General features: G+C 72.3%; 26 protein-coding genes. 8 read left to right on the plus strand and 18 right to left on the minus strand.

Features of this window, described 5'->3' with window-relative positions; all coding sequences use genetic code 11:
• Positions 1-357: a hypothetical protein gene (locus BJY14_RS17625; RefSeq protein WP_179844613.1), complete on the minus strand. Its 357-nt coding sequence runs from the start codon at positions 355-357 to the stop codon at positions 1-3.
• A gap of 122 nt (positions 358-479) precedes the next feature.
• On the opposite strand from BJY14_RS17625, the gene ppk2 reads away from it, so the two are divergent.
• Entirely contained in the window at positions 480-1,280 is an 801-nt protein-coding gene (gene ppk2, locus BJY14_RS17630; protein ID WP_179844614.1) for a polyphosphate kinase 2, read from the plus strand.
• Between the two features lie 52 nt (positions 1,281-1,332).
• Positions 1,333-2,100 (plus strand): YwaF family protein, encoded by a 768-nt coding sequence (locus BJY14_RS17635; RefSeq protein ID WP_179844615.1) that lies wholly within the window; start codon positions 1,333-1,335, stop codon positions 2,098-2,100.
• On the opposite strand, the gene BJY14_RS17640 is transcribed toward BJY14_RS17635, so the two are convergent.
• From BJY14_RS17640 to BJY14_RS46545, 6 genes are all read right to left on the minus strand, one after another.
• On the minus strand, positions 2,088-2,618 hold the full coding sequence (locus tag BJY14_RS17640; RefSeq protein ID WP_179844616.1) for a dihydrofolate reductase family protein: 531 nt from the start codon (positions 2,616-2,618) through the stop codon (positions 2,088-2,090). The genes BJY14_RS17635 and BJY14_RS17640 overlap by 13 nt on opposite strands.
• A gap of 37 nt (positions 2,619-2,655) precedes the next feature.
• Entirely contained in the window at positions 2,656-2,859 is a 204-nt protein-coding gene (locus BJY14_RS17645; RefSeq protein WP_218905447.1) for a DUF7489 domain-containing protein, read from the minus strand.
• 128 nt (positions 2,860-2,987) lie between these two features.
• Complete coding sequence (locus BJY14_RS17650) at positions 2,988-3,653, minus strand: response regulator (protein ID WP_179844618.1); 666 nt, start codon at positions 3,651-3,653, stop codon at positions 2,988-2,990.
• An 81-nt stretch (positions 3,654-3,734) separates the two neighbouring features.
• A complete protein-coding gene (locus BJY14_RS17655; protein WP_312879284.1) occupies positions 3,735-5,297 on the minus strand; it encodes a carboxylesterase/lipase family protein in 1,563 nt (520 codons plus the stop codon).
• A gap of 235 nt (positions 5,298-5,532) precedes the next feature.
• The gene (locus tag BJY14_RS17660; RefSeq protein WP_179844619.1) at positions 5,533-6,135 is read right to left on the minus strand and encodes a response regulator transcription factor; all 603 of its coding nucleotides are present in this window, start codon (positions 6,133-6,135) and stop codon (positions 5,533-5,535) included.
• Entirely contained in the window at positions 6,132-7,298 is a 1,167-nt protein-coding gene (locus tag BJY14_RS46545; RefSeq protein ID WP_312879286.1) for a sensor histidine kinase, read from the minus strand. The genes BJY14_RS17660 and BJY14_RS46545 overlap by 4 nt, the downstream gene beginning before the upstream one ends.
• A gap of 154 nt (positions 7,299-7,452) precedes the next feature.
• Between BJY14_RS46545 and BJY14_RS17670 the strand changes: the two genes are divergently transcribed.
• A complete protein-coding gene (locus BJY14_RS17670; protein WP_179844620.1) occupies positions 7,453-8,028 on the plus strand; it encodes a hypothetical protein in 576 nt (191 codons plus the stop codon).
• Between the two features lie 29 nt (positions 8,029-8,057).
• Here the strand turns inward: BJY14_RS17670 and BJY14_RS17675 are convergent, their stop codons facing one another.
• From BJY14_RS17675 to BJY14_RS17685, 3 genes are read right to left on the minus strand one after another with little or no spacing between them, the layout of a single operon-like run.
• The gene (locus tag BJY14_RS17675; protein ID WP_179844621.1) at positions 8,058-8,381 is read right to left on the minus strand and encodes a hypothetical protein; all 324 of its coding nucleotides are present in this window, start codon (positions 8,379-8,381) and stop codon (positions 8,058-8,060) included.
• A gap of 10 nt (positions 8,382-8,391) precedes the next feature.
• Positions 8,392-9,384: a bile acid:sodium symporter family protein gene (locus BJY14_RS17680; RefSeq protein WP_179844622.1), complete on the minus strand. Its 993-nt coding sequence runs from the start codon at positions 9,382-9,384 to the stop codon at positions 8,392-8,394.
• A 49-nt stretch (positions 9,385-9,433) separates the two neighbouring features.
• Positions 9,434-10,267: an isocitrate lyase/PEP mutase family protein gene (locus BJY14_RS17685; RefSeq protein ID WP_218905449.1), complete on the minus strand. Its 834-nt coding sequence runs from the start codon at positions 10,265-10,267 to the stop codon at positions 9,434-9,436.
• A gap of 816 nt (positions 10,268-11,083) precedes the next feature.
• On the opposite strand from BJY14_RS17685, the gene BJY14_RS17690 reads away from it, so the two are divergent.
• The 3 genes from BJY14_RS17690 (at position 11,084) to BJY14_RS17700 (ending at position 13,472) form a co-directional block, all read left to right on the plus strand.
• Complete coding sequence (locus BJY14_RS17690) at positions 11,084-11,806, plus strand: S1 family peptidase (protein WP_179844624.1); 723 nt, start codon at positions 11,084-11,086, stop codon at positions 11,804-11,806.
• 32 nt (positions 11,807-11,838) lie between these two features.
• Entirely contained in the window at positions 11,839-12,396 is a 558-nt protein-coding gene (locus tag BJY14_RS17695; RefSeq protein ID WP_179844625.1) for a snapalysin family zinc-dependent metalloprotease, read from the plus strand.
• 227 nt (positions 12,397-12,623) lie between these two features.
• A complete protein-coding gene (locus tag BJY14_RS17700) occupies positions 12,624-13,472 on the plus strand; it encodes a class II glutamine amidotransferase (protein WP_218905451.1) in 849 nt (282 codons plus the stop codon).
• A 33-nt stretch (positions 13,473-13,505) separates the two neighbouring features.
• Here the strand turns inward: BJY14_RS17700 and BJY14_RS17705 are convergent, their stop codons facing one another.
• The 4 genes from BJY14_RS17705 to BJY14_RS17720 all read right to left on the minus strand — a co-directional run bounded on the left by BJY14_RS17705 (position 13,506) and on the right by BJY14_RS17720 (position 17,064).
• Positions 13,506-14,387 carry a diacylglycerol/lipid kinase family protein gene (locus BJY14_RS17705; RefSeq protein ID WP_179844626.1) on the minus strand — a complete coding sequence of 294 codons (882 nt, stop codon included), beginning with the start codon at positions 14,385-14,387 and terminating at the stop codon, positions 13,506-13,508.
• A gap of 135 nt (positions 14,388-14,522) precedes the next feature.
• Positions 14,523-15,074, minus strand: coding sequence for a copper chaperone PCu(A)C domain-containing protein (locus tag BJY14_RS17710; RefSeq protein WP_179844627.1), 552 nt, complete (start codon positions 15,072-15,074; stop codon positions 14,523-14,525).
• A gap of 130 nt (positions 15,075-15,204) precedes the next feature.
• Positions 15,205-15,981: a class I SAM-dependent methyltransferase gene (locus BJY14_RS17715; RefSeq protein WP_179844628.1), complete on the minus strand. Its 777-nt coding sequence runs from the start codon at positions 15,979-15,981 to the stop codon at positions 15,205-15,207.
• Between the two features lie 99 nt (positions 15,982-16,080).
• Positions 16,081-17,064 carry a sigma-70 family RNA polymerase sigma factor gene (locus BJY14_RS17720; RefSeq protein ID WP_312879288.1) on the minus strand — a complete coding sequence of 328 codons (984 nt, stop codon included), beginning with the start codon at positions 17,062-17,064 and terminating at the stop codon, positions 16,081-16,083.
• Between the two features lie 132 nt (positions 17,065-17,196).
• On the opposite strand from BJY14_RS17720, the gene BJY14_RS17725 reads away from it, so the two are divergent.
• Positions 17,197-18,618: an MFS transporter gene (locus tag BJY14_RS17725; RefSeq protein ID WP_179844630.1), complete on the plus strand. Its 1,422-nt coding sequence runs from the start codon at positions 17,197-17,199 to the stop codon at positions 18,616-18,618.
• A 36-nt stretch (positions 18,619-18,654) separates the two neighbouring features.
• Here BJY14_RS17725 and BJY14_RS17730 read toward each other — a convergent pair whose 3' ends face one another.
• The 4 genes from BJY14_RS17730 to BJY14_RS17745 all read right to left on the minus strand — a co-directional run bounded on the left by BJY14_RS17730 (position 18,655) and on the right by BJY14_RS17745 (position 22,383).
• The gene (locus tag BJY14_RS17730; protein WP_179844631.1) at positions 18,655-19,812 is read right to left on the minus strand and encodes a sulfotransferase family protein; all 1,158 of its coding nucleotides are present in this window, start codon (positions 19,810-19,812) and stop codon (positions 18,655-18,657) included.
• 13 nt (positions 19,813-19,825) lie between these two features.
• A complete protein-coding gene (locus BJY14_RS17735) occupies positions 19,826-20,611 on the minus strand; it encodes an SDR family oxidoreductase (protein ID WP_179844632.1) in 786 nt (261 codons plus the stop codon).
• Positions 20,611-21,831 (minus strand): hypothetical protein, encoded by a 1,221-nt coding sequence (locus BJY14_RS17740; RefSeq protein WP_218905453.1) that lies wholly within the window; start codon positions 21,829-21,831, stop codon positions 20,611-20,613. Before BJY14_RS17740 ends, BJY14_RS17735 begins: the two co-directional genes overlap by 1 nt.
• A 63-nt stretch (positions 21,832-21,894) precedes the next feature.
• Positions 21,895-22,383, minus strand: a complete 489-nt coding sequence (locus BJY14_RS17745) for a nuclear transport factor 2 family protein (RefSeq protein WP_218905456.1) — start codon at positions 22,381-22,383, stop codon at positions 21,895-21,897.
• A 322-nt stretch (positions 22,384-22,705) separates the two neighbouring features.
• Here BJY14_RS17745 and BJY14_RS17750 point away from each other — a divergent pair, with 322 nt between their 5' ends.
• The gene (locus tag BJY14_RS17750) at positions 22,706-24,340 is read left to right on the plus strand and encodes an NAD(P)/FAD-dependent oxidoreductase (RefSeq protein WP_179844633.1); all 1,635 of its coding nucleotides are present in this window, start codon (positions 22,706-22,708) and stop codon (positions 24,338-24,340) included.
• Positions 24,341-24,460: the final 120 nt, after the last annotated feature.

Raw genomic sequence — 24,460 nt, forward strand, 5'->3', positions numbered from 1 at the left:
TCAGTCGTCGGTCAGATCGGCTCCGGACACCGCGTCGCCCCCGGCCGAGGCGTCCGCGTCACCGGTGCGCTCCACCGCGATGTCCCCCGGGCCCTGCCCCGCCGGCGCCCGGACTCCGCTGACGGCGTTGCCGCCGGGGCCCGAGACGGCCCGGCCGGAGTCCGCGACGCGGACGCCGCGCCTCGCCGAACCTGCGTAGGCCGCCCACCCCCCGACGCCCACCGCGGCCACCCCCGCGAGCGCCGACGCCGACGTCGCGATCTTGTTCGCCTGCTCCCAGCTCAGCGCTCCGAGCACCACGGCCAGGACCACCACGACCCCACACGTCACGATCAGAACGGCACGGCCTCGCTCCATGACGCCATCATCCATCAGCGCCCCCGGCCGCGCACCGCCCCACGGGCATCGGGCTTGGACCGGGAGAACCTGACCTGGCCGGGGGCGGAGAACGCGTCCCTCCTCGGGGTAAGGATCTCCCCATGAGCAAGGTCAAGCGGCTGCCCCGGAGCGTGTACGAGCCGGAACTCGCCCGCCTCCAGGCGGAGCTCGTCAATCTCCAGGAGTGGGTGCGCAGCGAAGGCGCCCGCGTCGTCGTGGTGTTCGAGGGGCGGGACGCGGCCGGCAAGGGCAGCACGATCAAGCGGGTCACCGAGTACCTCAACCCCCGCGTCGCCCGCATCGTCGCGCTCCCCGTCCCGACCGACCGCGAGCGGACCCAGTGGTACTTCCAGCGCTACGTCGAGCACCTGCCCGCCGCCGGGGAGATCGTCCTGTTCGACCGCTCCTGGTACAACCGGGCGGGCGTCGAGCGCGTCATGGGCTTCTGCTCCAAGCAGGAGTACACGCGCTTCCTCCACCAGTGCCCCATCTTCGAACGGCTGCTGGTGGAGGACGGGCTCCTCCTGCGCAAGTACTGGTTCTCCGTGAGCGACGCCGAGCAGGAGCGCCGTTTCCGCAGCCGCCTGGCCGACCCGATGCGGCGGTGGAAGCTGTCGCCGATGGACATGGAGTCCATCACCCGCTGGGAGGACTACTCCCGCGCCAAGGACGAGATGTTCGTGCACACCGACATCCCCGAGGCGCCCTGGTACGTCGTGGAGAGCGAGGACAAGCGGCGCGCCCGGATCAACATGATCGCTCACCTGCTGTCGAGCATCCCCTACCGCACCGTCGAGCCGCCGGACCTGGCGCTTCCCGAGCGGCCGCCCCCCAAGGGCTACGAGCGCCCACCGCGCGACATGCAGACCTACGTCCCCGACCACTCCGCGTCCCTGCTCTGAGACCGGCGCCGCGACGGCGCCGAGCCGCCGCCGGTGCGGTTAGCATCGCCGCATGCCGCTGACCGTCGACGGCCGCTTCGCCCCGTACGGGCCCTCGCACTGGGCGGCGCTCGGCCTGTTCGCGATCGGCTGCGCCGGGCTCGTGCTCCTCGGACGCGCCCAGCGGGCGGGCGCGGAGCCGGGTTCGGAGTTCGGCGGCCAGGCGCGCGGCTTCAGCAGGGCGTACGCGCTGGCGATCGTGTACGTGATGATCGGCACGCAGGCGCACACCCTGCTCCCCGGGCAGTGGCGGCTCGGGGGTTCGCTGCCCCTGCAACTGTGCGACGTGGCCTGGGTGGCCTCGGTGGGGGCGCTGTGGACGCTCGGCCGCCGCTGGTTCGCGCTGACGTACTACTGGGGCCTCACCCTGTCGGTCCAGGGCCTGCTCACCCCCGCGCTCAACGGCGCGGACTATCCCGGCATCGACTATCTGGGCTTCTTCGGGATGCACCTGATGATCGTGTGGTCCGCGGTGTACCTGACCTGGGGGCTCGGGATGCGGCCGGACCGGGGCGGCTACGGGTTCGCGGTCGCCGTCACGGTGGCGTGGGCCGTCGCCACGTTCGTCTTCAACCTGAGCGCGGGGACGAACTACGGGTACCTCAACGCCAAGCCCGGCACCGGCTCGGTCCTGGACCTGATGGGGCCCTGGCCCTGGTACGTGCTGGTCGAGGCGCTGGTCATCCTGCTCGGCTGGGCCCTGATCACCTGGCCCTGGACCCGCGCGAGCCGCAGGGGCCGCACGAGCCCACCGCCCGAGGCGACCCGTCAGCGGCTGTAGTCCAGGAAAAGCGTGCCGTTCTTGCCCCGCTCGACCTCGGTCAGCCTCCACGGCTGGACGCCGTCGCCGTCGAACACCCGCCTGCCGTGTCCGACCACCGAAGGGGCGACGACCAGCCGCAACTCGTCGACGAGCCGGGCCCGCAGCAGCGAGCGGGCCAGTTCGATGCTGCCGTGGAGGCCGATGTCGCCGCCGGGCTCCCCCTTCATGGCGGTGACGTAGTCGTGGACGTCCGTGGTGACCCGCGTGGAGTTCGCCCATTCCTCGCTGAACGCGCTGGAGGTGACGACGTGCTTGTGGGTGCCGTTGATGAAGTCGGCGAACGGCTGGAAGTCCGACTTGGGCCAGTGCCCGACCCAGTAGTCGTACGTTCCGCGTCCCAGCAGGACGTCGTCCTGTGCGGCGATGACCCGGTTCAGGTAGTCGACGAGCTGCGGACCGTCGTCCGCGAGCCAGTCGCCGTCCTCGAAGGCGACGCCGTCCAGCGACATCAGGTGGTAGAGCACGACCTTGCGCATGTGGTTCCTCCGATGATCGATCGTGGGTTCGGCGCCGCTACTTCTTGGCGGGGTCGGATCCGGCTCGCTTGACGATCTCGTCGCCGGGGCTCACCGCGTTCCAGAGGGAGCCGTCGACGCGGATCTTCTTGGTCTTGCCGTCGGTGAAGGTGACCTTGAGGTAGTGGTAGAGATTCGACCCGTCCGGCATGTTGCGGGACTTGCCGGCGACGACGCCTTCCCACTCTTCGTCCTCGTGCACCCGTCGTGACCTGAACATGGAATCGCCCGCCTCCGGTGATGGCCTGACCCGCTCACTTCTTGTGATCAGGTTAGGACGCTGCGAATCCACCGGGCCTCGGTCGCGCGGGGGGTCTTGCGGATGCGACTTCAGAGTGAGGGGCGGGGGTGGACGAGACCGAGGTCGTAGGCCATCACCACGGCGTGCACGCGGTCGCGGGCGCCGAGTTTGCGCAGCACGGACGAGACGTGGGTCTTCACGGTCGCCTCGGCGAGGGACAGGTACCCGGCGATCTCGGAGTTGGAGGCGGCGCGGGCGACCAGCGTGAGCACCTCCACCTCGCGGTCCGTCAGCCGGGCCAGACTCGCGGGCCGGACGGGTTCGGCGGGCTGGACGGCCACGAACCGGTCGAGGAGCCGGCGCGTCACGGTCGGGGCCAGCAGCGCCTCGCCCCGGGAGACCACCCTGACCGCGTCGGCCAGTTCCGGCGGGCGCACGTCCTTGAGGAGGAAGCCGCTCGCCCCGGCCCGCAGCGCGGCGTAGAGCGGCTCGTCCAGGTCGAACGTGGTGAGGATGACGACCTTGGGCGGGTCGGCGGCGGCGGTGATCCGCCGGGTGGCGGCGATGCCGTCGGTACCGGGCATCCGCACGTCCATCAGGACGACGTCGGGGCGCAGGCGGGCGGCCTCCCGGACGGCCTCGTCGCCGTCGCCCGCCTCGCCGACGACCTCCAGATCGTCGCGGGCATCGATGATCATGCAGAATCCGGCCCGGACCAGATCCTGGTCGTCGGCGACGAGCACCTTGATCGTCATGGAGGCTCCCTCGGAGGCGGCCCGCCCATCATCGCAGCGCGCACGACCGGCGACGTCCCGCGACCGGGAGCCCCGCCGGGGTCACCGGGCCGTCGTCGCCCAGAACCCGCAGTCGTGCTCCGCGGCGGCGTCGACGGTCCGGATCGCGCCCGGCGCGAGGCTCAGCGGCGCGGTGCCGGGCCGCCAGCGCGGCGCGCCCCGGTGGTTCGGGTCGCCGGTGCGGGCGAAGGCGCTCCAGTAGCCGACCATGGTCCGGGCCAGTCCCTTGCGCTCGCGGTTCACCAGCAGGTCCCTGCCGCCCAGGTCGAAGAGGTAGGGCAGGTCGGTGGCGTGGGCGGCGCCCTGCGGGACGTCGGGGACGTGCAGGCCGTTGACGTTGGGCGCGTCCTCGTCGGCGAACTCGTAGGAGTACACGGTCGTGCGCGCGGCGAGGTCGCGGGCTCCGGCCAGGGTCGAGCAGGCCCAGGACGCGTCGGTCAGGACCGTCGCCCAGGCCAGCCCGGCGGACGGGAACCGCGACAGCGGGTACCGGGCGGCGACCCTGCCCGCGTGGCGTCCGAACGCCTCCTTCAGCAGCCGCGGGTAGGTCCTGGCCGTGATCAGCTCCGGGTCGTACTGGATCGCGCCGGCGACGAAGGAGCGGGCCTCGTCGCGGGTGCCGCCGATGAGCACCGGAACGTGGGCGAACGCGCCCGCGCGCAGCGCCACCGCGGGGTCCCGCGGCAGCAGCCGGGTCCCGTAGGCGAGGTGGTCGGCGAAGGACGGCGAGTGCGGGAGGAGTTCGGCGGTGGTCTTGCCGCGCAGGCAGGCCAGGGCGCCCGCGCCGGTGCAGTCCAGTTCCTCGGCGGCGGCGAGGCCGTCGTCCTGCCCCTGGGCGACGGGGACGTAGGGCCGGTCGGCGGGCGCCCCGGGGAACAGGCCGCCGGCGGGCCAGCGCAGCCCGCACGAGCCCGAGGAGATGACCGCCTTGTCGAAGAGTCCCCTGGCCGCGGGCGAGGTGAGCAGCGCGCAGGTCGACATCGCTCCCGCCGACTGGCCGAAGACGGTGACGTTCCGCGGGTCCCCGCCGAACGCCGAGGCGTTGCGCCGCGCCCACCGCAGCGCCGCGATCTGGTCGGCGAACCCGAAGTCGCCCGACCCGGCCAGCCCGGGAAGTCCGAGGTAGCCGAACATCCCGAGCCGGTAGTTCACCGTGACGACCACGGCCTTGCCCTCGGTCGCCAGCCGGACGGCGTCGTAGTCCTTCCCGCTCCCCTGGGTGAAGCCGCCGCCGTGCAACCACACCATCACCGGCAGGGAACCGTGGTGTTCGCGCGGGGCCGTGACGTTGACATAGAGGCAGTCCTCACTGGACGGGTTCTTGGGCCCCGGCGAGCCCTGCGCGCAGTCCTTCCCCGGCTTTCCCACGTCCTTCACACCGCTCCAAGGACGCGGCTCGCGCGGCAACGTCCAGCGCAGGGCACCGGTCGGCGGCTGGGCGTAGGGGATGCCGAGAAACTGCCGAGCCTCCCCCTTCGCGATGCCCCGCACGCTTCCGGCGTCCACGCGCACGGTCAGCGGCGCGGGCTCGTGCGGCGAACGGCACGCCATCAGCGCCCCCGTGGCCGAGACCGCCGCGAGCGCGGTGCACACGCCCCTGAGCACAGGGGGCACGCTTCGGAAACCCGCCATCATCATGACCGCCCGTCTGATCACGTCCGCCTTCCGGCGGCACCGGTTCGAGAACAAGGACGGGATCACCCGCCGATTCGACGCTAGGGACCGCGGCGTCCCGAAGCCTCAGCCTGACGTTCGGTCTTCGACCCGCGACTACAGACGGAGCAGCAGGCCCGTCCCCGCCCACGGACGTAGGTGCCGCCCCCGGCGAGCGGGGCGTGCGTCAGATCCAGCCTTGCTGCCAGGCCCGGTGGGCGGCGGCGTGGCGGGTGGGGGCCTGGAGTTTCGCCATGGCGGTGGAGAGGTAGTTGCGGACGGTGCCGGGGGCCAGGTGGACCTCGGCGGCGATCTCGTTGACCGAGGCCCCGGTGCGGGCGGCGCGCAGGACCTCCAGTTCGCGGTCGGTGAGGGGGCAGTCGTCCTCGGTCAGCGCGGCCGCGGCGATGTCGGGGTCGACGTAGCGGCGGCCGGCGGCGACATCGCGGATGATCTCGGCGAGCCGGGACGCCGAGGTCGTCTTCGGGACGAAGCCGCGGACCCCGGCGGCCAGGGCGCGGCGCAGGACGGCTGGACGGGCGTGCCGGGTGACCAGGACGATCTGGGTCGGCAGTTCGGCCCTGATCTCCTCCGCGGCGCGCAGGCCGTCGGCGGGCGGCATCTCCAGGTCCAGGACCGCGATGTCCGGAGCGTGCTCGCGGGCCAGGCGGACGGCGTCGGTGGAGGTGGCCGCCTCGGCGACCACCGCGAGGTCGTCTTCGAGCGCGAGGAGGGAGGCGAGGGCGCTGCGGAGGAGGTCCTCGTCGTCGGCGATCAGGAGCCGGATCATCGGGCCTCGCCGGTCGCGGCGGGCAGGGACGCCACGAGCTCGAAGCGTTCGCCGTCGCGGGTCCAGGTGAGGTCGCCGCCCGCGGTCCGCAGCCGGCCGGCGAGGGTCTGCAGGCCGGTGCCGGGGGCGGCGCCGGGCTCGGACGCGCCGTCGTTGCCCACCCGGAGGCGGGCGACGCCGCCGGTGACGCGGTAGTCGACGGACGCGCTGCGCGCCCGGCTGTGGCGGAGCAGGTTGGTGGTCGCCTCCCTCATCACCAGGCCCAGAAGGTGCCGGGCGGTGTCGCCGACGGCGGCGGGCTCCGCGGTCGTGCCGGCGTCGATGCCCGCGGCGGCGAGGATCCGGGTGGCGTTGGCGATCTCGTCGTCCAGGCTGGTGCGGCGGTATCCGAGGACCACCGCGCGGGTGTCGCGGAGGGCGTCCGCGGCCAGTTCCCGGACGTCCCGCATCTCGGCGGCGGCGCGCCGCGGGTCGGTCTCGGCGATCCGGGCGGCCAGCTCGCTCTTCAGGGCGATGACCTGGAGGTGGTGGCCCTGGATGTCGTGCAGGTCGGCGGCGAACCGGAGGCGCTCGTCCTTGACGGCGAGTTCGGCGGACAGGCGGCGCGCCTCGTCCAGCCGTCCCGCGATGTCCCAGGCCCACAGGGGGCCGAGTACCGCCCAGATGACGAACGCGGTGATCCCGGGCGGGAACAGCGCGGCGTACGGCAGGTCGCCGTCCCCGCTCAGGAGGCTGACGAGCATGCCGGGCAGCGCCGCGGCGGGGACCGCGACGGCGATCAGCCGGCGCCGGTTCCGGCGGTCCAGATAGGTCGCGGCGACCGCCGTCATGATCGCGGGTGCGATCGGCCACAGCCCGTAGTCGCGCGCGGCGAGGGGGCAGGCGGCGAGCACGAGCGCGGCCAGCGCTCCGGCGGCCGGCCAGCCCGCGGGCGGGCGGGGCCGCGCGCCGGCCGACAACCGCGCGTTCAGCAGCGCCACGACCGCCGCCACCTGCACCGGCAGCGCGGCGGCGCTGAGGACGCGCGGCTGGATCGGCACGTCGCCGTCCAGGATCCACTGGCCGGTGAAGAGGATCAGGACGCCCACGTTGGTGCCCGGCACCGCCCACCAGGTGTAGCGGCGGAACCCCGCCAGCCCCGTCTCGTCGGCCCCTGTGCGCACACCGTCATTGTTCCAGCGGACGGGCCTCCCGGGCGGGTGTCATCTGTCCTGTATCCGCATGACAGATGTCATTCGCGCACGTGCTTGTCCGTCACTACCGGGGACCTTCGCGCCGCCCGAGGGTGAAAGGCGTCGCCAACCAGAGGAGGAACCCGTGCAAGGACAGGAGACCACGCATCGTGGCCGGGGGCACGCGCTGGCTCGGCGCTGGCCGACGGCGGTGGCCCTCGCCGCCGCGGCGCTCATCTTCGTCGGCGGGCTCGGGGACCTGGACGAGGCGGTGTCCGGGTTCGGCGAGCTGATACTCCTGCTGGCCCTGGAATACCTGATCCTCGATCGGATCGGCCGGCGCGGCGCGTCCTGGCCCGTCATCGGGGCCATGGTCGCGGCCATGGTCGTGATCGGCGCGCTGGACGCGGTCCCGATGTCCGCCGTCATCGTGGCCGCCGCTCTGGTCCTGCTGGTCTGGGGGGCCGTCGCCGGGGCGCCGAACGGGCGGGCCGTCTTCGGCGTCCAGGCGGCGGGGATGCTCGGGTTCGGCGCGATCGCGTTCGCGGGCCTCGCGGTGGACCCCGATCTCGGCCGCTACCTGGTGGCGGCCGGCTGGTTCCTCCACGGGGTGTGGGACGCCGTCCACCTGAAGCTCGGCAAGGTGGTGTCCCGCTCCTACGCCGAAGCCTGCGGCGTGGTCGACGTGGCGGTCGCCGCCATGCTCGTCTTCCTGGTCTGACCACTGCCTCGACCATGGCGGCGGCCCGCTCACTCGTCGTCGGACTCCGCGGGGGCCAGGTCGGTGGAGGTGCCGGTCAGGGAGCCGTTCGAGGAGCCCGGGGACATCCCGCTGGACGCGCCGCTCACCTCGTTGATGATGTCGCTGCCGGGGCTGCCGTCGCCCTTGGCGATGTTGAGGGAGCGGTCGATCTCCAGCCAGCTGTCGTTTCCGGCGTCGTCGCCGCTGTTGTAGGTGTTCAGGGCGTTCACGCCGATGTTCGGAGGGTTAGCCGCGGAGGCCGAGGCGGCGTGCGCGCCGGTGGCGGTGAAGGCGGCGACGGCCAGGAGAAAGGTGATGAGAAGGCGGTGCATGACGTCCTTTTCAGGCGGTGACGGTGCTGGGCTCGGGGGACGCGAAGCGCTGGGCGAGCCAGGAGCACACCACTAGTTGGAGTTGGTGGTAGAGCATCAGGGGGAGGACGACCGTGCTGACGCGGGCGTCCTCGAACAGGACCGCCGCCATGGGCAGGCCGCTCGCCAGACTCTTCTGGGAGCCGCAGAACAGGATCGCGACGTGGTCGGGCCGGGAGAAGCCGCCGAGGCGCGAGACGAGTCCCGTGGCCGCGAGCGCGAGGGCGAGCAACGCCGCGACGACGACTGTCAGAGTGCCGAGCTCCGCCGGCGCGAGGTCGTTCCAGACGCCGTTGACGACGCCCTTGCTGAAGGCCGTGTAGACCACGAGCAGGATCACCGCGCGGTCGTAGCGCGACAGCGCCCGCCGGCGGGCCCGGACCTGGTCGCCGATCCAGCGCTGGGCGGCCTGGCCGAGCAGGAAGGGCAGCAGGAGCCGGACCGCGATGTCGCGGACGGAGCCGAGCGAGAACCCGCCGTCCCCCGCCGAGATGAGCGCGGCGGCCAGCAGCGGGGTGAGGACGACGCCGAGCAGGTTGGACAGCGAGGCGCTGCAGATCGCGCCCGCCTCGTTGCCCCGTCCGATGGAGGTGAGCGTGATCGACGTCTGCACGGTGGACGGCAGGACGCAGAGGAACACCACCCCCGCGTACAGGGGCTCACTGAGCGGTGCCGGGGTCAGCGGCGCGCAGGCGAGCCCCAGTACGGGGAAGACGAGGAACGTGACGGACGAGATCGCCGCGTGCAGGCGCCAGTGCCGGAGCCCGTCCAGCGCCTCCACGGTGCGCAGCCGCGCACCGTAGAGGAAGAACAGCAAGGTGATCGCGACCGTGCCCGCGCGGTCCAGGCCCGCGGCGAGGGAGCCGCCGGCCGGGAACACCGCGGCGATTCCCACGGAACAGAGAATCGCCGCGATGTAGGGGTCGATGTGCAGCCGCGCCAGCGTCGCGGAGATGGTGCGCATTGGCCCTCTGCCTCTCGTGACGTGCCGCCATCGGCCGCCCGGACGCGGGTCAGGCGAGGAGGCCCGCCAGTTCCGGCCTGGGGTGGTTGCGGCTGATGTTGCGTTCCAGCAGGGCCAGCGACTCCCGGACCCCGACGCTCCCCGCGGTGTGCTCGGGCAGGCGGCCGTCGTCGCGCTTGAGCCGGACGATCGCCTCCTCCATGGCGCTCTGAGCGGCGAACAGGCACGGGGTGCTGTAGATCGCGACGTTCACGCCGAGCTCGGTCAGCTCCGGCAGCGAGATGCGCGGCGACTTCCCGCCCGCGATCTGGTTGAACAGCAGCGGCTTGTCGCCGATCACCGTCCGGACCCGGCGGATCTGCTCGACGCTCCGGACGCCGTCGACCAGGACGACGTCGGCGTCGGTCCGCGCCAGCGCCTCGGCGCGGGCCAGGACCTCGTCCTCCTCGCCGGCGTCGGTGCGGGCGACCACGACGAGGTCGCGCCGGGTCCGCAGCACCATGTCGAGCTTGTCGAGGTACTCCGGCAGCGGCAGGATCCGCTTGCCGTCCACGTGCCCGCAGCGCCGCGGCCGCTGCTGGTCCTCAAGGATCACGCCGGACGCGCCGATCAGCTCCAGCTGCTCGATCACGTGGCAGGCGACCTCGGGGTCGACATAGCCGTCATCGATGTCCACGAGCAGGTGCCGCCCGGGAAAGGCGAGCCGCAGCCGCTGCACGAAGGCGACGATGTCGGGCCAGGCGATGAAGCCGATATCGGGAAGGCCGTAGTGCGACGCGGCGAAGCCGAAGCCGGACACGAAGAGTCCGTTGTAGTGCTGCGCGGCGACGGAGGCGGAGAACATGTCGAAGACCCCGATCAGCGGGGTCGTCCCTTCCGACATGATCTCTCGTCGTAGCTCTTCTCCGTAGTTCACCTTGCTCCCCTTTCGTCATCATGGGCGCGGGCGACTTGTCCGACTAAGACGGAACACCACAGTTTGTGGTGAGCACACGGCAGTCGGTATTCCGTGTCGTGAATAGTTACCCATGCGAAAAGCAAATCGCGGGTAAAGGAAACGGAGGGAGGGGGCAAAAAGGCGAAGCAATCGGCCCGATTTGTTGGGCGATGCGGGGAGTTGTTCTTTTACTCGTCGCGACCGTTCACGGAAGGGCGCTTGACCGTGCCGAGGCGCCCGGGGGCCGCCCGCCCCCTCCGACGGGCGGACGCGCACGGCGAACGCCGGGTGAACGCGCTGGAACCGCCGGGTTTCTACGCCCCTCGAAATACACATTGAACATCTAGTGCTTTTCACCTGCTAGAAAGGGCTCGTTTTCCTCAACTACTCTCCCGTAGCTGTGGTCCCCGCGAGAAGACCGGAACGCCGCCGCATGCGCAGGAGCATGCGGGTCCGGCTCATGCCGGTCGCCGTCATCTTTCTCGCGAACGCCTTTCCTCGCAAGCCTGGCAAGAAATGCCATGGCGAGCGCGGCCCGCCCGCGGCGGGGCCGACGATGGGCAGCTCCCAGAACCACCCGGCTCATCGGTGTCGTGCCCGACCATTCGCAAGTCCAGGCCGCGAGAAGACGACGGCCGCACCGGAGGGCCCGGGACGGGCCTTCGCACCCCGAGCGAACCCGCCGTTCCGGGTCGCGCCCCCCGCTCTGGTCACGAGCGCGACGGCCCCGGCGGCATGAATCCCCCCGATTGGAGACCCGTCATGCGCAGACTGATGCAGGCGACCCTGGTCGCGTGCGCCCTCGCGCTCGCGATGTGCGGTGTGACGTCCGCGAACGCCGCCGAGCCCGCCGGTGAGGGCGGTGTGCCGATCATCGGCGGCCACAACGCCACCGAGACGTACTCCTGGATGGTGTCCCTGAGCAACGGCTGCGGCGGCAGCCTGGTCGCGTCCCAGTGGATCGTCACGGCGAACCACTGCGGGGCGGCGTCGCAGGCCCGGATCGGCTCGACCTCCAAGAACTCCGGAGGCGAGGTCCGCCAGATCGACCGGCGCACCACCCGGTCCGGTACCGACCTCACGCTGATGCACCTGTCCACCCCCGCCCAGTCGGCTCCGGTGAGGATGGCGCAGTCCAACCCCGCCGCGGGCACCCCCGTGCGGCTGCTCGGCTTCGGCTGCATGAGCTGGCCGAGCTGCAGGACCGCCACCGTCCTCCAGGAGATCGACCTGACGATCCTGCCCAGCGGCCGGTGCGCGGCCGGCGGCGGCACCGCGAACGACGTGTGCGTCTCGGGCGACCGGACGCACTCGGCCTGCCACGGCGACTCCGGCGGCCCGGCCGTCGTCGGCACCCGCGGCGACTGGACGCTCGTCGGCGAGACCCACGGCCCCGGCGACAACATGGGCGAGTGCGCCACCACCACGCTCTACACCGGCATCGCGCCGTACCTGTCATGGATCAACCAGCAGATCGGCCGCTGACCCCCGCACCCCCACCCCCGTAGGAGTTCCCCATGTCCCTCCGCAAGATGATGGTCGCGCTGGCCGTCACGCTCGGGCTGTCCTTCCTGGTGCCCGCGCTGGCCGTCGAGCCGGCTTCGGCCGCGGCCCCGGTCGCGGTCCGCACGATCTACTACGACGCCGGTTCCGCGCAGGAGTTCAGGTCGGCCGTCGACCAGGGCGCCGCCGCCTGGAACGCGGCCGTGCCGGCGATCCAGCTCAAGGCCGCGACGGGCTCGCAGGCCACCATCAAGGTCTACGCCGACAACGGCTGGCCCCGCACCTACATGAACGGCTTCGGCCGCGCCACCATCTACATGGGACGTGAGGCGGTCAACGACGGCTTCTACCCGCCGAGGATCGCCGCGCACGAGCTCGGGCACGCCCTCGGCCTGCCCGACAACCGCAACGGACGCTGTGACTACCTGATGTCCGGCCACAGCTCGCCGACGTCCTGCCAGAGCACCACCCCGCACTCGACCGAGGCGGCCCAGGTCACCCGCAACGCGGGCGGGTTCGCGCCCGCCGCGCTGAGCCGGGAGACCCGGTACGTGGACTGCTTCGTCTTCTGACCGTCCGGCTCTCTACCGACCGCATCGCACCGCGGGCACACCGGCGACACGTGCCCGCGGTGCAGCGCGTCCGGCCCCTCCCCGGGCTTCGCGGGCCACGCGGGCCCTCCCCTGGTGGCGCGCGGCCCCAGCGGGTAGGGAGGAAGCAAAAGGGGGGTTCAGCCCTGGCCGAATCTCGGGACGGCCTCCGGCCGTCAGGGCGGCGAGTCGATGCGAGGTGGGTGGCGATGTGCAGGTGGATGGCCTACTCCGGGGATCCCGCCCTGGCGGAGGCCCTGCTCTTCCGGCCGGCCCACTCCCTGATCAACCAGAGCCTGCACGCCCGGCTGGGAGAGGAGACCACGAACGGGGACGGCTTCGGCATCGGCTGGTTCGGGGCGCAGCCGTACCCGGGCGTGTACAAGAGCGTCCTCCCCGCCTGGAACGACCCGAACCTGCGCGAGATCAGCCGGGAGATCCGCACCCGGCTGCTGTTCGCGCACGTCAGGGCCTCGACCGGCGCCGCGGTGCAGCGCAGCAACTGCCACCCGTTCCGGCACGGGCGGTGGCTGTGGATGCACAACGGGGCCATCACGGACTTCCCCCTGCTGAAGCGGGACGTCATGCTCGCGGTCGACCCGTCGCTCTACCCCGACGTCGAGGGCACCACCGACTCCGAGGCCCTGTTCTACCTGGCGCTCACCTTCGGCCTGATGGAGGATCCGCCGGGCGCGGTGGCCCGCGTCATCGGCCTCGTCGAAGACCTCGCGCGGCACCGAGGGGTGCCTGATCCGCTCCAGATGACGGTGGCCACGAGCGAGGGCGAATCCATCTGGGTGTTCCGCTACTCCAGCCTGGGACGCACAAGGTCGCTCTTCTACTCCACCGACATCGCCCAGCTTCGCAGGCTCTATCCCGCGCTGGACGTCCTCCAGCAACTCGGGACGGACGCGCGGTTCGTCGTGTCCGAGCCGATCCACCACCTGGAGGGTGCCTGGACGGAGGTACCGGAGAGCTCGTATGCGCTCGTACGGCCCGGCACGCATGAGCTGCATCCGCTCGTCCCGGTCCGGACGCGCCAGCAGACCACCGCGTGACCGTTCCGCCGGCGGCTCCGCGGCGGCACTGCCTCAGGCCGGCCTGGGCGGGGCGATCAGGCGCCAGGCGGCGGGGTGCAGGGTCCAGGACCGGCTGGTGTAGGGCCCGGACACCTCGCCGTCGCTGTTGCTCCGGAACTCCTGGCCGCTGATCGTGACCTTGCGGGCCGTGGTGTGCAGGACGTCGTCCCGGTAGCGGTGGCTGCCGTCGCGCAGGCGCAGGGCGTAGGCGATGCGGGCGATGGGGCCGGTGGCGGCGGAGACGACCAGTTCCAGCTTTCCGTCCCCCGGATGCGCGTCCGCGGCCAGCTGGGCGGAGCCCCCGGCGATGCCGGGGGCGTTGCTGAGCGCGACCATCAGGAACTTGCCCTCGGCGACGAGCTCGCCGTCCGCCTCGACCCGCTGCCGCCACCCGGAGTGCCGCAGGCCCGCGATGACCGCGCCCAGCGGGAACGCCGCGACCTTGAGCGTGCTCTTGAACCGCGTCGCGCTCTCGGCGGCCGAGGCCCCGATGCCCACGTGCACGGCGTTGAGCGTGACGCGGCCGTCCTCGTCGACGATCATGTCCAGCTCGCGGTGCCCGCCGTCCAGCAGGAGGCGGACGGCCGCGTCGGGGTCGAGCGGGATGCCGAGGTTGCGGGCGAGGTCGTTCCCGGTGCCCATCGGCAGCAGCCCGACCGTCCGGTCGAGCTCGCCGCGCCGGTGCAGGGTGCTGACCAGGCGGTTGATGGAACCGTCCCCGCCGGCGGCCACGACGACCGCCTCGCGGTCCTTGTCCAGCGCCGCATCGAGGTCGTCGGGCGCGACGCAGGGGCAGACGGTCACCTCCCGCCCGGCGTCCCGGAGCAGCTCGGCGACCCTGTCCAAGGTCTGGGCGTCGTGCGTACCGGCCTTGGCGTTGGTGAAGAGAATCATGGTCCTCAGATCGGCCGTGCGGAGCCTCCGGGGGCGTTGCTCGGTGACGGAGGCCTGGGGGGATCCCACACCGCCTCTGCCTTCCCTCCCCCGCCCGGATGATGCAGGTGGCGGGGTGTAGGAAGGGTCACGGCGTCAGGGCGCCGGGGAGTAGCTCTGCAGCTCGCCCTGGCGCGCCTGGACCGGGGCGTTCAGGGACCCGCTGCCGGCGTGCTGGAAGCGCAGGGTGAGCGGGACGAACTGCCCCGACTGCAGCGGCTGCTTGAGCCCGCGCAAGATGATCTTCGGTGCGGGCCCGACCTGGACGTCCTGGCCCGCCGGGAGCTGGAGGGACCCGCCGACGATCTCGACGGACGCGGCCTGGGGCGTGGAGACCGCCGTCAGCGTGTCGGTCCCGGTGCGGGGGGCCGCGCTCCCGGACGCGTTGCGGCTCTCGGTGTCGCTGGGCGAGTTGACCATGGTGAGGTAGACGGGCGCCGACCCGCCCTGCCCGATCGTCTGCCCTCCCTCACCGCCGAGGACGAAGAGGTTGCGGATGCCGACCTGCCCGACCTGCCCGGCGACCCCGGCCGCGGGCGACACGTCCGTTCCTATGGGGTTGTCGCTGCAACCGGCCAGGAGCGCGCTCGCCAGCAGCACCGGCGCGGCCGGGACGAGCACGGCACGCGCGGTCTGAGCGAAGTTCATCGTCTCCCCGATCTGAGGCCACCCCGACCTGCCGAAGATCCCTCGGAGCGGAACGGACCAAACCCTCGCGCACGTAAAGGCCGGGCACGTCCGCACGTCCGCACGTCCGCACGAGGGGCGCGGCGGCCCCTCACCGGGTGACGCGGATCTTGGATTGGCCGTGCGGGAGCTCTTCCCAGTCGTCCATGAAGCGGGCGGTGAAGCCGTGGCCCTCGGCCAGCGAGGTCAGGGTCTCGGTGCGGTAGTAGAAGTCCTCGCGCAGGACGTGGTGCTCGGTCCCCTCGGTGCGGTCGAAGGTGAAGTCGAAGAAACCGCCGGGGGCCAGGACGCGCCCCACGTTCGCGAGGCATTCGTCGATGACCTCCAGCGGCGAGTGGCTGAAGACGCTGTGCGCGTGGACGACCGTGAAGTGCGCCCCCGGAAGGAAGCGCAGTTTCAGGTCGTCGACCAGCGTCAGGTGCGGCAGTTTCTCGCGGAGGTCGTTGCGGACCAGGGTGTGCTGCGCGGCGAGCAGGATGTCGGGCGAGATGTCGATGCCGTAGTAGTTGCCGGCGTCGAGATAGTCGATGAACCGCCAGCCGGCGCGCAGGTTGCCGCAGCCGATCTCCAGGAGGCGGTCGTCCGGTTTGAGGCCGTGCCTGAGCAGGTAGTCGAACTGCATCTGGCCGAGGGCGAGCCAGCGTTCGCGGGTCGGGCTGCCGACGGCGGCCTCCGGGCTCCTGGCCGCGTCCGCCCTCATGACGGCCCGGTAGTAGGCGACGTGATCGCGGCTGGAGGCCCGGAATTTCAGATCTCGTGCCACTCGCGACAGATATGAACCGATCTTGCCCGGGTTCTGGGCGGCATATCTCAGCCGATACGCCAGGCTCGCACGATTCCGGCTGGTGGGCGGCAGCGCTTTCGTCATCGGGCTCGTCCCCCAAAGAGCACCTGCGGTGATTGACCCGTGACCTACCCGCCCGCCGCGCCCCGTAAAAGCGGGGTGCGGCGGGCGGAGCGCACACGATCAGTCCCGGACGCGGGGAAGGCCGAAGCCATCGAAAAGGGATGGGTCCATAAAGCTCGAAATATGCGCGATTCCGGAACGAGTGGGGGTGAGGACCATGACGGAATGCGCGCGCAGAACGCCGTCCTCGCCGCGCAGGTACGCGCCGAAGGCGGGCTGGCCGTTCGCCCGGACGGGCACGAGCAGGTTGGGGTCGCGGCCGAGCGGCAGCCGGGCGGCGAGGAGCCGGCCGATGGCCTCCCGGCCGGCGAACCAGTGCGGGACGGGCGGCATCTCCCAGGCCGCCTCCTCCGTGAGCAACCGGGTGAGCGCGGGGATGTCGACCGTCTCGAAGGCCCTGGCGAACCGGTCGAGCAGTTCCCGGCGCCCCGGCTCGTCCGGCTCGACGATCTCGTCGCTGGCGGGGACCAGCCGCTCCAGGCGCGACCGGGCGCGCAGCAGCGTGCTGTTGACCCCCGCCCCGGTCATCCCGAGTATTCCGGCGACCTCCGCGGCGGGCCGGCCCAGCACGTCCCGCAGGACCAGCACGGCCCGCTGCCTGGCCGGCAGGTACTGCAACGCGGCGATCAGCGCCAGCCGCAGGCCGGCCCGCGCGGCCACGACCGCGGCCGGATCCTCCGGCACGCCGCCGACGAGCCGGTCGGGCAGCGGCTCCAGCCAGGGCACCTCCGGGGCGCGCGACCCGGGCGGCGGCACGTCGTCGGACGCGGACGCGAGACCGGACGGCAGCACCCGCCGGCTGCTGTGCTCCAGGGCGTTCAGGCAGGCGTTCGTCGCGATCCGGTACAGCCAGGTGCGCAGCGACGCCCGGCCGTCGAAGCCCGCGTACGACCGCCAGGCGCGCAGGTACACCTCCTGGACCAGGTCCTCGGCGTCGTGGACGGAACCGAGCATCCGGTAGCAGTAGGCCAGCAACTCCCGCCGGAACGGGTCCGTCATCCGTCCGAACTCCTCGGGTCCGGCATTTCTCTCATCGGTCTTCACAGGACGCACCTCCCCATGTACTGACCGGCGGCCGGGGCCGGATTCGTCGGCCTCCGCCCGCTGAATACCGCCCGCGCGGCCGGTTTGTACAGGCGATGGCGAACGTCGCCTGACCACCCGGAGGGAACGCGCATGGCGCAGAAGACAAGAGGCGGTCTGCTCGGCCTGACCGCGACGGCGTCGCTGATGGTGGCGCTGGACGCGACAGTGGTGACGACCGCGCTGGCCAGGATCCGGCTGGACCTGGCCGCCAGCATGGAGCAGCTCGAATGGACCGTGAACGCCTACGGCCTCAGTTTCGCCGTCCTGCTGATGACCGGCGCCGCGCTGGGCGACCGCTTCGGGCGCAGGCGGATGTTCGTCAGCGGGCTCGGCCTGTTCACGGCGGCCTCGGCGGCCTGCGCGGCGGCCCCCGGGATCGGCTGGCTGATCGCCGCGCGCGCCGTCCAGGGGTGCGGGTCCGCGCTGGTGATGCCGCTGGCGATGGCGCTGCTGAGCGCCGGGTTCCCGCCCTCGCGGCGCGCTCGGGCCCTCGGCGTCTTCGCCGGGGTCACCGGGCTGGCGGTGGTGGCCGGGCCGGTGGTCGGCGGGGTCGTCACCGAGGGGCTGGCCTGGCAGTGGATCTTCTGGCTGAACGTGCCGATCGGGCTGGCGGTCATCCCGCTGGTGCTCCGGTACGTCCCGGAGAGCCGCGGCGGCGGGGGCTCCTTCGACCTCGGCGGCGTCCTGCTGGTGACGGGCGGCGCGCTCGGGCTGGTCTGGGGCCTGATCCGCGCGAACGGCTCCGGCTGGGGCGCCCTCGAGGTGGACGGCGCGCTGGCGGCCGGGACCCTGCTGCTGGCCGCCTTCGTCGCGTGGGAGCTGCGCGTCCGGGAGCCGATGGTGCCCATGCGGCTGCTGCGCTCGCGCGGCTTCTCCGCGGGCAACGCCGCCGGCCTCCTGATGTACGCGGCGCTGTACGGCTCACTTTTCTTCATGGCCCAGTTCCTCCAGACGGTCCTCGGCGCCGGTCCGATGACCGCCGGGCTCCAGCTCGTCCCGTGGACGGCGACCGTGACGGTGGTCGCGCCCGCCGCGGGGGCGCTGGTGAACCGCGTCGGGGCCCGGCCCCTCACCGCCGCCGGGCTGACCCTCCAGGGCATCGGAATGGGGTGGATCGGCCTCGTCGCCGGGCCGTCGGCCGCGTACCCGGACCTGGTCGCGCCCATGGTCATCGCGGGCGCCGGGATCAGCATGGCGATGCCCGCCGCGCAGACCGCGGTCATCAACTCCGTCGCGGCGCGGGAGATCGGCAAGGCGTCCGGCGTCTTCAACGCCCTGCGGCAGTTCGCCGCGGTGCTCGGCGTGGCGGTCGCCGCCGCGGTGTTCACCGCGGAGGGCGGCTACGGGACCGCGCGGACCTTCTCCGACGGCTTCGGCCCCGCCCTCACGCTCATGGGCGCGCTGTCGCTGGCCGGCGCGCTCGCCGGCCTGTTCATGCCCGGGCCGGACCGGGCGGCCCGGACGTCGCCCGCGCAGCCCGTTCCGTGGCCTGCACCCGAGCCGACCCGCTAGACGCGGAGGCGCCGCGCCGCCAGGCGGGTCCGCGGCTCACCGGAGTCCGGCGGCGTAGTCGGCGAAGCGCTCGTCGACCTGCTCCGGGGTGAGGCCGAAGTCCGCGAGCGAGTACCGGTGGGCGGGTTTCGCCGCGCCGGTGGAACTCTCGCCGTGGAGCCTCGCCATGGCGGCGCGGGCGTCGCCCGTGAACGGCAGCCCGAACCGCGCGTAGACGGACTCGACCGTGCCGATCGGGTCGCGGACGAAGTCGTCGTAGTGGACGTCCGCGAACCGCGCCGGGTCGTGCCGCTCCCGTTCGGCGCGGAACAGGTCGAGGCCCCGGCCCCACAGGTCGAGCTGGTCGCGGCCGATCACCGCGCCGGTGAACACGTCCGACCATCCCGCGGTGGCGTGCGCGGCGAGGCTGCACATGGACGCCATCGCCGTGCGCGGCGTGCGGTGCGTCTGGACGATCAGCGCGTCGGGGTAGACCTCCAGCAGCGCGTCCAGCGCGAACAGGTGGCTGGGGTTCTTCAGCACCCAGCGCCGGCCGGGGTCGTTCAGGCCGATGAGCTGGAGGTTGCGGCGGTGCCTGCGGTAGGCGTCCGTCCAGTCCCGCCCGGCGAGCCACGACGAGTAGGACGGCAGGTGCGCCAGGCACTCGAACGAGATCGACAGCATGCTCTGCCGGAGCAGCTGCCAGCACTCCTCGACCGAGTCGGCCGAGATGTAGTGGACGCCCATGAACTCGGGGTTGTCCACGTGGTGCCGCCGGTACCCGGCGTCGATCGCCTGGAAGACCGGGTCGTCGGCCCAGGTCTCGCGCGGCGGGCGCGGCTGCGGCACCTCCGCCAGCCACAGGTCGAGCCCCTGGTGCGCGGGGTCGGCGGTGAGCAGCCGGTGCAGCGCCGTGGTCCCGGTGCGGGGCAGGCCGGTCACGAAGATCGGCCGCTCGACGGGGGCGTCCGCGTGCTCGGGGTGGCGCCGCCAGGCCGTCTCGGAGAACTGCCGGGCGGCCAGGGCGCCGCGCAGCATCGCGCGCTGCGCCCTGTTGCCGAGGGGGGTGAGCCCGGCCTCGGCGGCCAGCGACTCCAGCAGCACCTTCAGGCCGTCGAGGTACTCGCCGCCGCCGAAGTCGTCCGATCCGGTGACCTTGCTGGCCGAGGCGTGCAGGTCCTCGACGGTCCCCACGCTGTCGCGACCGTTCGTCATCGGTCCGCCCTTCCTAGTGGTGCCACTCGCCGGAGTTGACGTCCAGGCACTGCCCGGTGACGGCGCGGGCCAGCGGCGACAGCATGAACACGGCGGCGTCGGCGACCTCGTCGGGCTCGGGCAGCTTGCGCAGGTCCGTCGTCGCGGCGTTCTCGTCGTAGACCTGCTGCGCCGTCACGCCGCGCTTCTCCGCGAGGTGGTGGAAGTACCACTTGAGGTTGGGCGCCCAGATGTAGCCGGGCGCGATCGTGTTGACGCGGATCCCGCGCGGCCCGAGCTCGGTGGACAGGTTCTGCGCCATCGCCAGCAGCGCCGCCTTCGCCATCTTGTAGGCGCCGAACGTCCGCCGGGAGTGCCGCAGCACCGCCGAGTTGATCATGACGACGGAGCCGCGGGACTCCTCCAGCCCCGGGACGAACAGCCTGGTCAGATGGAGCGCGGCGAGGACGTTGGTCTCGAAGCCCGCCCGCACCGCGTCCAGGTCGACCTTCGTCAGATCGGTCAGCGGCGGGGTGGCGAAGGCGTTGTTGACCAGGCCGTCCACCCGGCCGAACGCCTCCCGCGCCGCCTCGGCCAGCCGCTCGCAGGCCGCCGCGTCCCGGATGTCGGTCGGGACGGTCGCGGTCCGCCGCCCGAGCTCCTCGACCTCCTTGGCGACCTCGGCGAGCCGCTCCTCGTTGCGCGCGGCGAGCACGACGTCGGCCCCGGCCCTCGCGCACTGGAGCGCGAGGCCCCGGCCGAGTCCCGGACCCACGCCGGAGATGACGACGACCTTGCCGTCCAGCAGTCCCGCGCCCATCAGCCCAGCATCCTCTTCGCGACGGCGGTCTGGCGGGCGGCGATACGCTCCGCCCACTCCCGCCTCCCGACACGCTGGCTCTCGTGGAAGGGCAGGACGCGCGGCAGATCCTCGAACGGGACCACCTCGACCTTCGGCCCGTCCTCCGGCGTGAGGTCCCGGGTGAGCCGCTGCCAGCGGAACTGCAGGTAGCCGCGGCGGTGCCCGGTCCGCTCGATCCAGTTGGCGAGCCCGGGATCGCGCTCGCTGACGACGTACCGGATCATGCCGTCCTCGTCCACACGGGCCTGGTCGGCGGTGAGGCTCGTCTGGTGGTTGATGTAGTCGAGCGAGACGTACCACATGCTGCCGAGCTGGAAGCCCTGGTAGGGCGCCACCGCGCGGTCGGCGGCCGGGGCCGTGACGACCATCGCCTCGTCGTCGTCCAGGTCGAAGTGGCCGACGGACGAGAACTGCGTCGCCAGCCCGCCGGGCGTGGGCCGCGGCTCGGTCAGCGTGTTGACCGGCAACTGCAGGTAGTGCCATTCGGGGAAGGCCAGGAAGGTGCGGATCCTGGACACCAGCATCTTGCCCGCTATCTCGTACCGCCTGGCCATCCGGTCGGACGGGACCGGCAGCGGGGACGTCCCGAGCGTGTCCGCCCGGTGGATGCGGATCTCTCCCGGTCTCTCGTTCTCCCAGTCGCTGAAGACCTCGCGCACGATGAGCATCGCGGAGCCGGGGGCGAGCGCGACGTACCCGGGCCCCGCGTCCCGCTTCGGCGGGCCGAACCGCAGCCGGAACGCCCCGTCCGCGGCGATGTCCAGCTCCCGGTCGTCGAACGCGGTGAGGCTGTCGGGCGACTTCGCCGGCGAGTAGTCGCCGTTCATGACCTGGAAACTGAGGTCGGCGGTCGTGCCCCGGCGCCCGGTCACGACGTATTCGGCGTCGTCCCGGATGTAGGCGTGGAAGTACAGCGTGTCGGGATTGTCGAGCCCGAGCTTGGTGTACGGCCCGGTGGACGACGCGAAGAACGGATAGTCCCGCTGGTAGGCACCCACCATGTGCAGGGACGCCTTGATGCTGCCGGCCAGGTAGTCGAGGCCCTCGGCGAGGTCCTGGTCGGTCTTGACGTGCGGCGCGGCGCGGATGATCCGCTCCGCCTCCACGACCGCGTCGGCGAACGAGCGCGTCGCGGCGCCCACGCGGTCGGTGCTGCCTTCGGCTGGGTCGGTGGCCACCGGGCTCTCCTCGGATCGCGGGCGCGAGGCCGTGCTCTGGCGGGACGGAGACTAGAACGCGTTCTAAGTGCGGGGCAATGCCGCGGTCCCGCTCAATGGGAGGTGGTGAACTTCAGGCTCGGCGCGTCGTCCAGCGACACCATGTACTCGTAGGTCCGGCGGTGCCCGGTCCTCTCGACCCGCCACGCGCCGCCGTCCCGGCGGTAGACGTCGTGGTAGAAGGCGGCGCCCCGGATGAGCAGCCGGGCCCCCCGGGAGGATGATCGTGTCGTCCAGCGACCAGATCCCCGTCGCCCGGTCCCCGTCGATCTCGATCTCCGGGCATCCGGCGGTGTGAGCGCTGATCTTGTCCGGTCCGAGGTTGGACCGCATGTACTCGACGATCGCGTCCCGCCCCTCCAGCCTGAGCGTCTCGCCGAGCACGGGCGTGTCGTACTCCGCCACCGCGTCCTCGGTGAACACCCCGGCGAACTCGTCCCACAGCTTCAGGTCGACGCACCGCAGGTACCGGTGCTTGAGCCGCCGAATCTCTTCCAGCGCAACCAGATCCATGCGTCCCAGCCTCCTAGCTCCACCCGCAAAACACAAGAACACGTTCTACCTCTTGGGCGGGTCAACGGGCCGGGGTGTGCCGCTCCGGCCGGGCCAAAGATCCGGCAAAAGGTTGGCATCAGTTGATCGGTACCCGCCGGACCGGTGCCAACGGGCCGCGCGAGATCCACCAAGTCCCCCGCGCCGGGATCCCAGTGCCCGGTAGGGGAAGCGGACGCCCGCGGGCATCGGGACGGCCCCGACCCCCGGGAGGCCGTCCCGCCGGCCAGGCCCTCGCCGTCGCCGTCCCGGCCCGCCAGCGGCAATTACGCTGGTAGAGGTGATGGCACCGGTCATACTCGTCGTAGATCACGACGCGGGTTCGCGGCATGTCCTGCTCGCCGACCTCACGCGACGGCTGGGCGAGGCGTTCACCGTGAAGGGCGCGAGTTCGCCCGAAGAGGCATGCGACGCGCTGAAGGAGATGACGCGGGCAGAGGAGCCCGTCGCGCTGCTCATGGTGGACGACGCCTGCGCCGACGTCCTGCCGCGGGCGCACGAGCTGTATCCCAACGCCAAGCGCGTGCTGATGGTGGACCGCGACTACACCTCGACCAGCCCGGCCGTCCAGGCGATCGCGCTCGGGTACGCCGACTACCACCTCGTCCGGCCGTGGACGAACGACGAGACGATGCACCGCGCGGTGAGCGAGTTCCTGTCCTCGTGGACGGAGGAGCAGGAGCCGACGTTCGAACTGTTCCGCGTCGTCGCCGACCTGGACGACCCCCGGATGCTGCGGCTGCGCGACGTGATGGCGCGCTTCAACCTGCCGTTCGTGGTCCACCCGCCCGGCGAGGAGACCGGGCGGCGGCTGCTGCGGGAGGCCGGCCTCGACGCGTCACGGCTGCCCGTGGTGATCCGCTACGACGGCCGGGCGTACGTGGACCCGCAGATCCCCGACCTCGCGTGCGCGATCGGCGTCAGCGTCGAGAACGACCTGGAGGTCTGCGACGTCGCCATCGTCGGCGCCGGGTCGGCCGGGCTGACGGCGGCCGTGTACGCGGCGTCCGAGGGGCTCGACACCGTGCTGCTGGAACGGGCGTTCTCGGGCGGGCAGGCCGGGACGAGCCCGATGATCAGGAACTATCCGGGGTTCCCCCACGGCATCGCCGGTGGCTACCTGATGGAGCGGACCTGCGAGCAGGCGTGGCTGATGGGCGCGCACATCGTCTTCGCCCAGCAGGCGGTCGGCCTCGAACGCCGGGGCGACCGGCGGGTGGTCCGCATGGTGGACGGCACCGAGGTCAGCGCACGCGCGGTGCTGATCTCCACCGGCGTCGACTGGCGGCGGCTCGGCGTCCCCGGCCTGGAGGCCCTCGTCGGCTCCGGCGTGTTCTACGGCATGGCCGTGGGCGAGAGCCGCGCGATGCGGGGCCAGGACGTCTTCATCGTGGGCGCCGGGAACTCGGCGGGCCAGGGCGCGCTGCACCTGGCCAAGCACGCCCGCACGGTCACGCTGGTCGTCCGGGGCGAAAGCCTGGCGAAGTCGGCGTCGACCTACCTGGTGCGCGCCATCGAGTCGACGCCGAACATCACCGTCCGCCGGCGGACCGAGGTGGTCGGCTGCGGCGGCGGCGAACGCCTGCGGTCCCTGACGCTCGCCGACCGGGCGGCGGGCACCACCGAGCGGGTCCCGGCCGGCGCGCTCTTCATCATGATCGGAGGGGAGCCGCACACGGAGTGGCTCCCGGACGGCATCGCCGGTGACGAGCACGGCTACCTGCTCACGGGCCGCGAGATCTACGACCGGGCCCCGTCCCGCTGGCCCCTCGACCGGGACCCGATGCCGCTGGAGACGAGCATGCCCGGCGTCTTCGCCGCGGGGGACGTGCGGAAGGACTCGATCAAACGGGTCGCGTCGGCGGTCGGCGAGGGCGCCACGGCCGTCCGCTCGGTCCACGAGTACCTGGCGCTCTGAGGGAGCGGCCGCGCGAAGGTAGGCATAACTCCACCGCGATGGGAGGGGCACGCCCACGGACAGCCCATGTCCCGCCCCGGCAAAGTGTTCCGCAGATGCAGATTCGTGCTCGCCCCTGAG

It is taken from the genome of Actinomadura luteofluorescens (assembly GCF_013409365.1).
Classification (GTDB): domain Bacteria; phylum Actinomycetota; class Actinomycetes; order Streptosporangiales; family Streptosporangiaceae; genus Spirillospora; species Spirillospora luteofluorescens.

Coding starts and splice junctions, on each gene's coding strand:
- BJY14_RS17715 (WP_179844628.1), bottom strand. CDS start 15,981: ATGACGAAAGCGCTGCCGCCCACCAGCCGGAATCGTGCGAGCCTGGCG.
- BJY14_RS17680 (WP_179844622.1), bottom strand. CDS start 9,384: ATGCGCACCATCTCCGCGACGCTGGCGCGGCTGCACATCGACCCCTAC.
- BJY14_RS17690 (WP_179844624.1), top strand. CDS start 11,084: ATGCGCAGACTGATGCAGGCGACCCTGGTCGCGTGCGCCCTCGCGCTC.
- BJY14_RS17730 (WP_179844631.1), bottom strand. CDS start 19,812: ATGACGAACGGTCGCGACAGCGTGGGGACCGTCGAGGACCTGCACGCC.
- BJY14_RS17650 (WP_179844618.1), bottom strand. CDS start 3,653: ATGACGATCAAGGTGCTCGTCGCCGACGACCAGGATCTGGTCCGGGCC.
- BJY14_RS17675 (WP_179844621.1), bottom strand. CDS start 8,381: ATGCACCGCCTTCTCATCACCTTTCTCCTGGCCGTCGCCGCCTTCACC.
- BJY14_RS17640 (WP_179844616.1), bottom strand. CDS start 2,618: ATGCGCAAGGTCGTGCTCTACCACCTGATGTCGCTGGACGGCGTCGCC.
- BJY14_RS17710 (WP_179844627.1), bottom strand. CDS start 15,074: ATGAACTTCGCTCAGACCGCGCGTGCCGTGCTCGTCCCGGCCGCGCCG.
- BJY14_RS17660 (WP_179844619.1), bottom strand. CDS start 6,135: ATGATCCGGCTCCTGATCGCCGACGACGAGGACCTCCTCCGCAGCGCC.
- BJY14_RS17625 (WP_179844613.1), bottom strand. CDS start 357: ATGGAGCGAGGCCGTGCCGTTCTGATCGTGACGTGTGGGGTCGTGGTG.
- BJY14_RS17705 (WP_179844626.1), bottom strand. CDS start 14,387: ATGATTCTCTTCACCAACGCCAAGGCCGGTACGCACGACGCCCAGACC.
- BJY14_RS17750 (WP_179844633.1), top strand. CDS start 22,706: ATGGCACCGGTCATACTCGTCGTAGATCACGACGCGGGTTCGCGGCAT.
- BJY14_RS17735 (WP_179844632.1), bottom strand. CDS start 20,611: ATGGGCGCGGGACTGCTGGACGGCAAGGTCGTCGTCATCTCCGGCGTG.
- BJY14_RS17725 (WP_179844630.1), top strand. CDS start 17,197: ATGGCGCAGAAGACAAGAGGCGGTCTGCTCGGCCTGACCGCGACGGCG.
- BJY14_RS17685 (WP_218905449.1), bottom strand. CDS start 10,267: ATGTCGGAAGGGACGACCCCGCTGATCGGGGTCTTCGACATGTTCTCC.
- BJY14_RS17745 (WP_218905456.1), bottom strand. CDS start 22,383: ATGGATCTGGTTGCGCTGGAAGAGATTCGGCGGCTCAAGCACCGGTAC.
- ppk2 (WP_179844614.1), top strand. CDS start 480: ATGAGCAAGGTCAAGCGGCTGCCCCGGAGCGTGTACGAGCCGGAACTC.
- BJY14_RS17695 (WP_179844625.1), top strand. CDS start 11,839: ATGTCCCTCCGCAAGATGATGGTCGCGCTGGCCGTCACGCTCGGGCTG.
- BJY14_RS17700 (WP_218905451.1), top strand. CDS start 12,624: ATGTGCAGGTGGATGGCCTACTCCGGGGATCCCGCCCTGGCGGAGGCC.
- BJY14_RS17635 (WP_179844615.1), top strand. CDS start 1,333: ATGCCGCTGACCGTCGACGGCCGCTTCGCCCCGTACGGGCCCTCGCAC.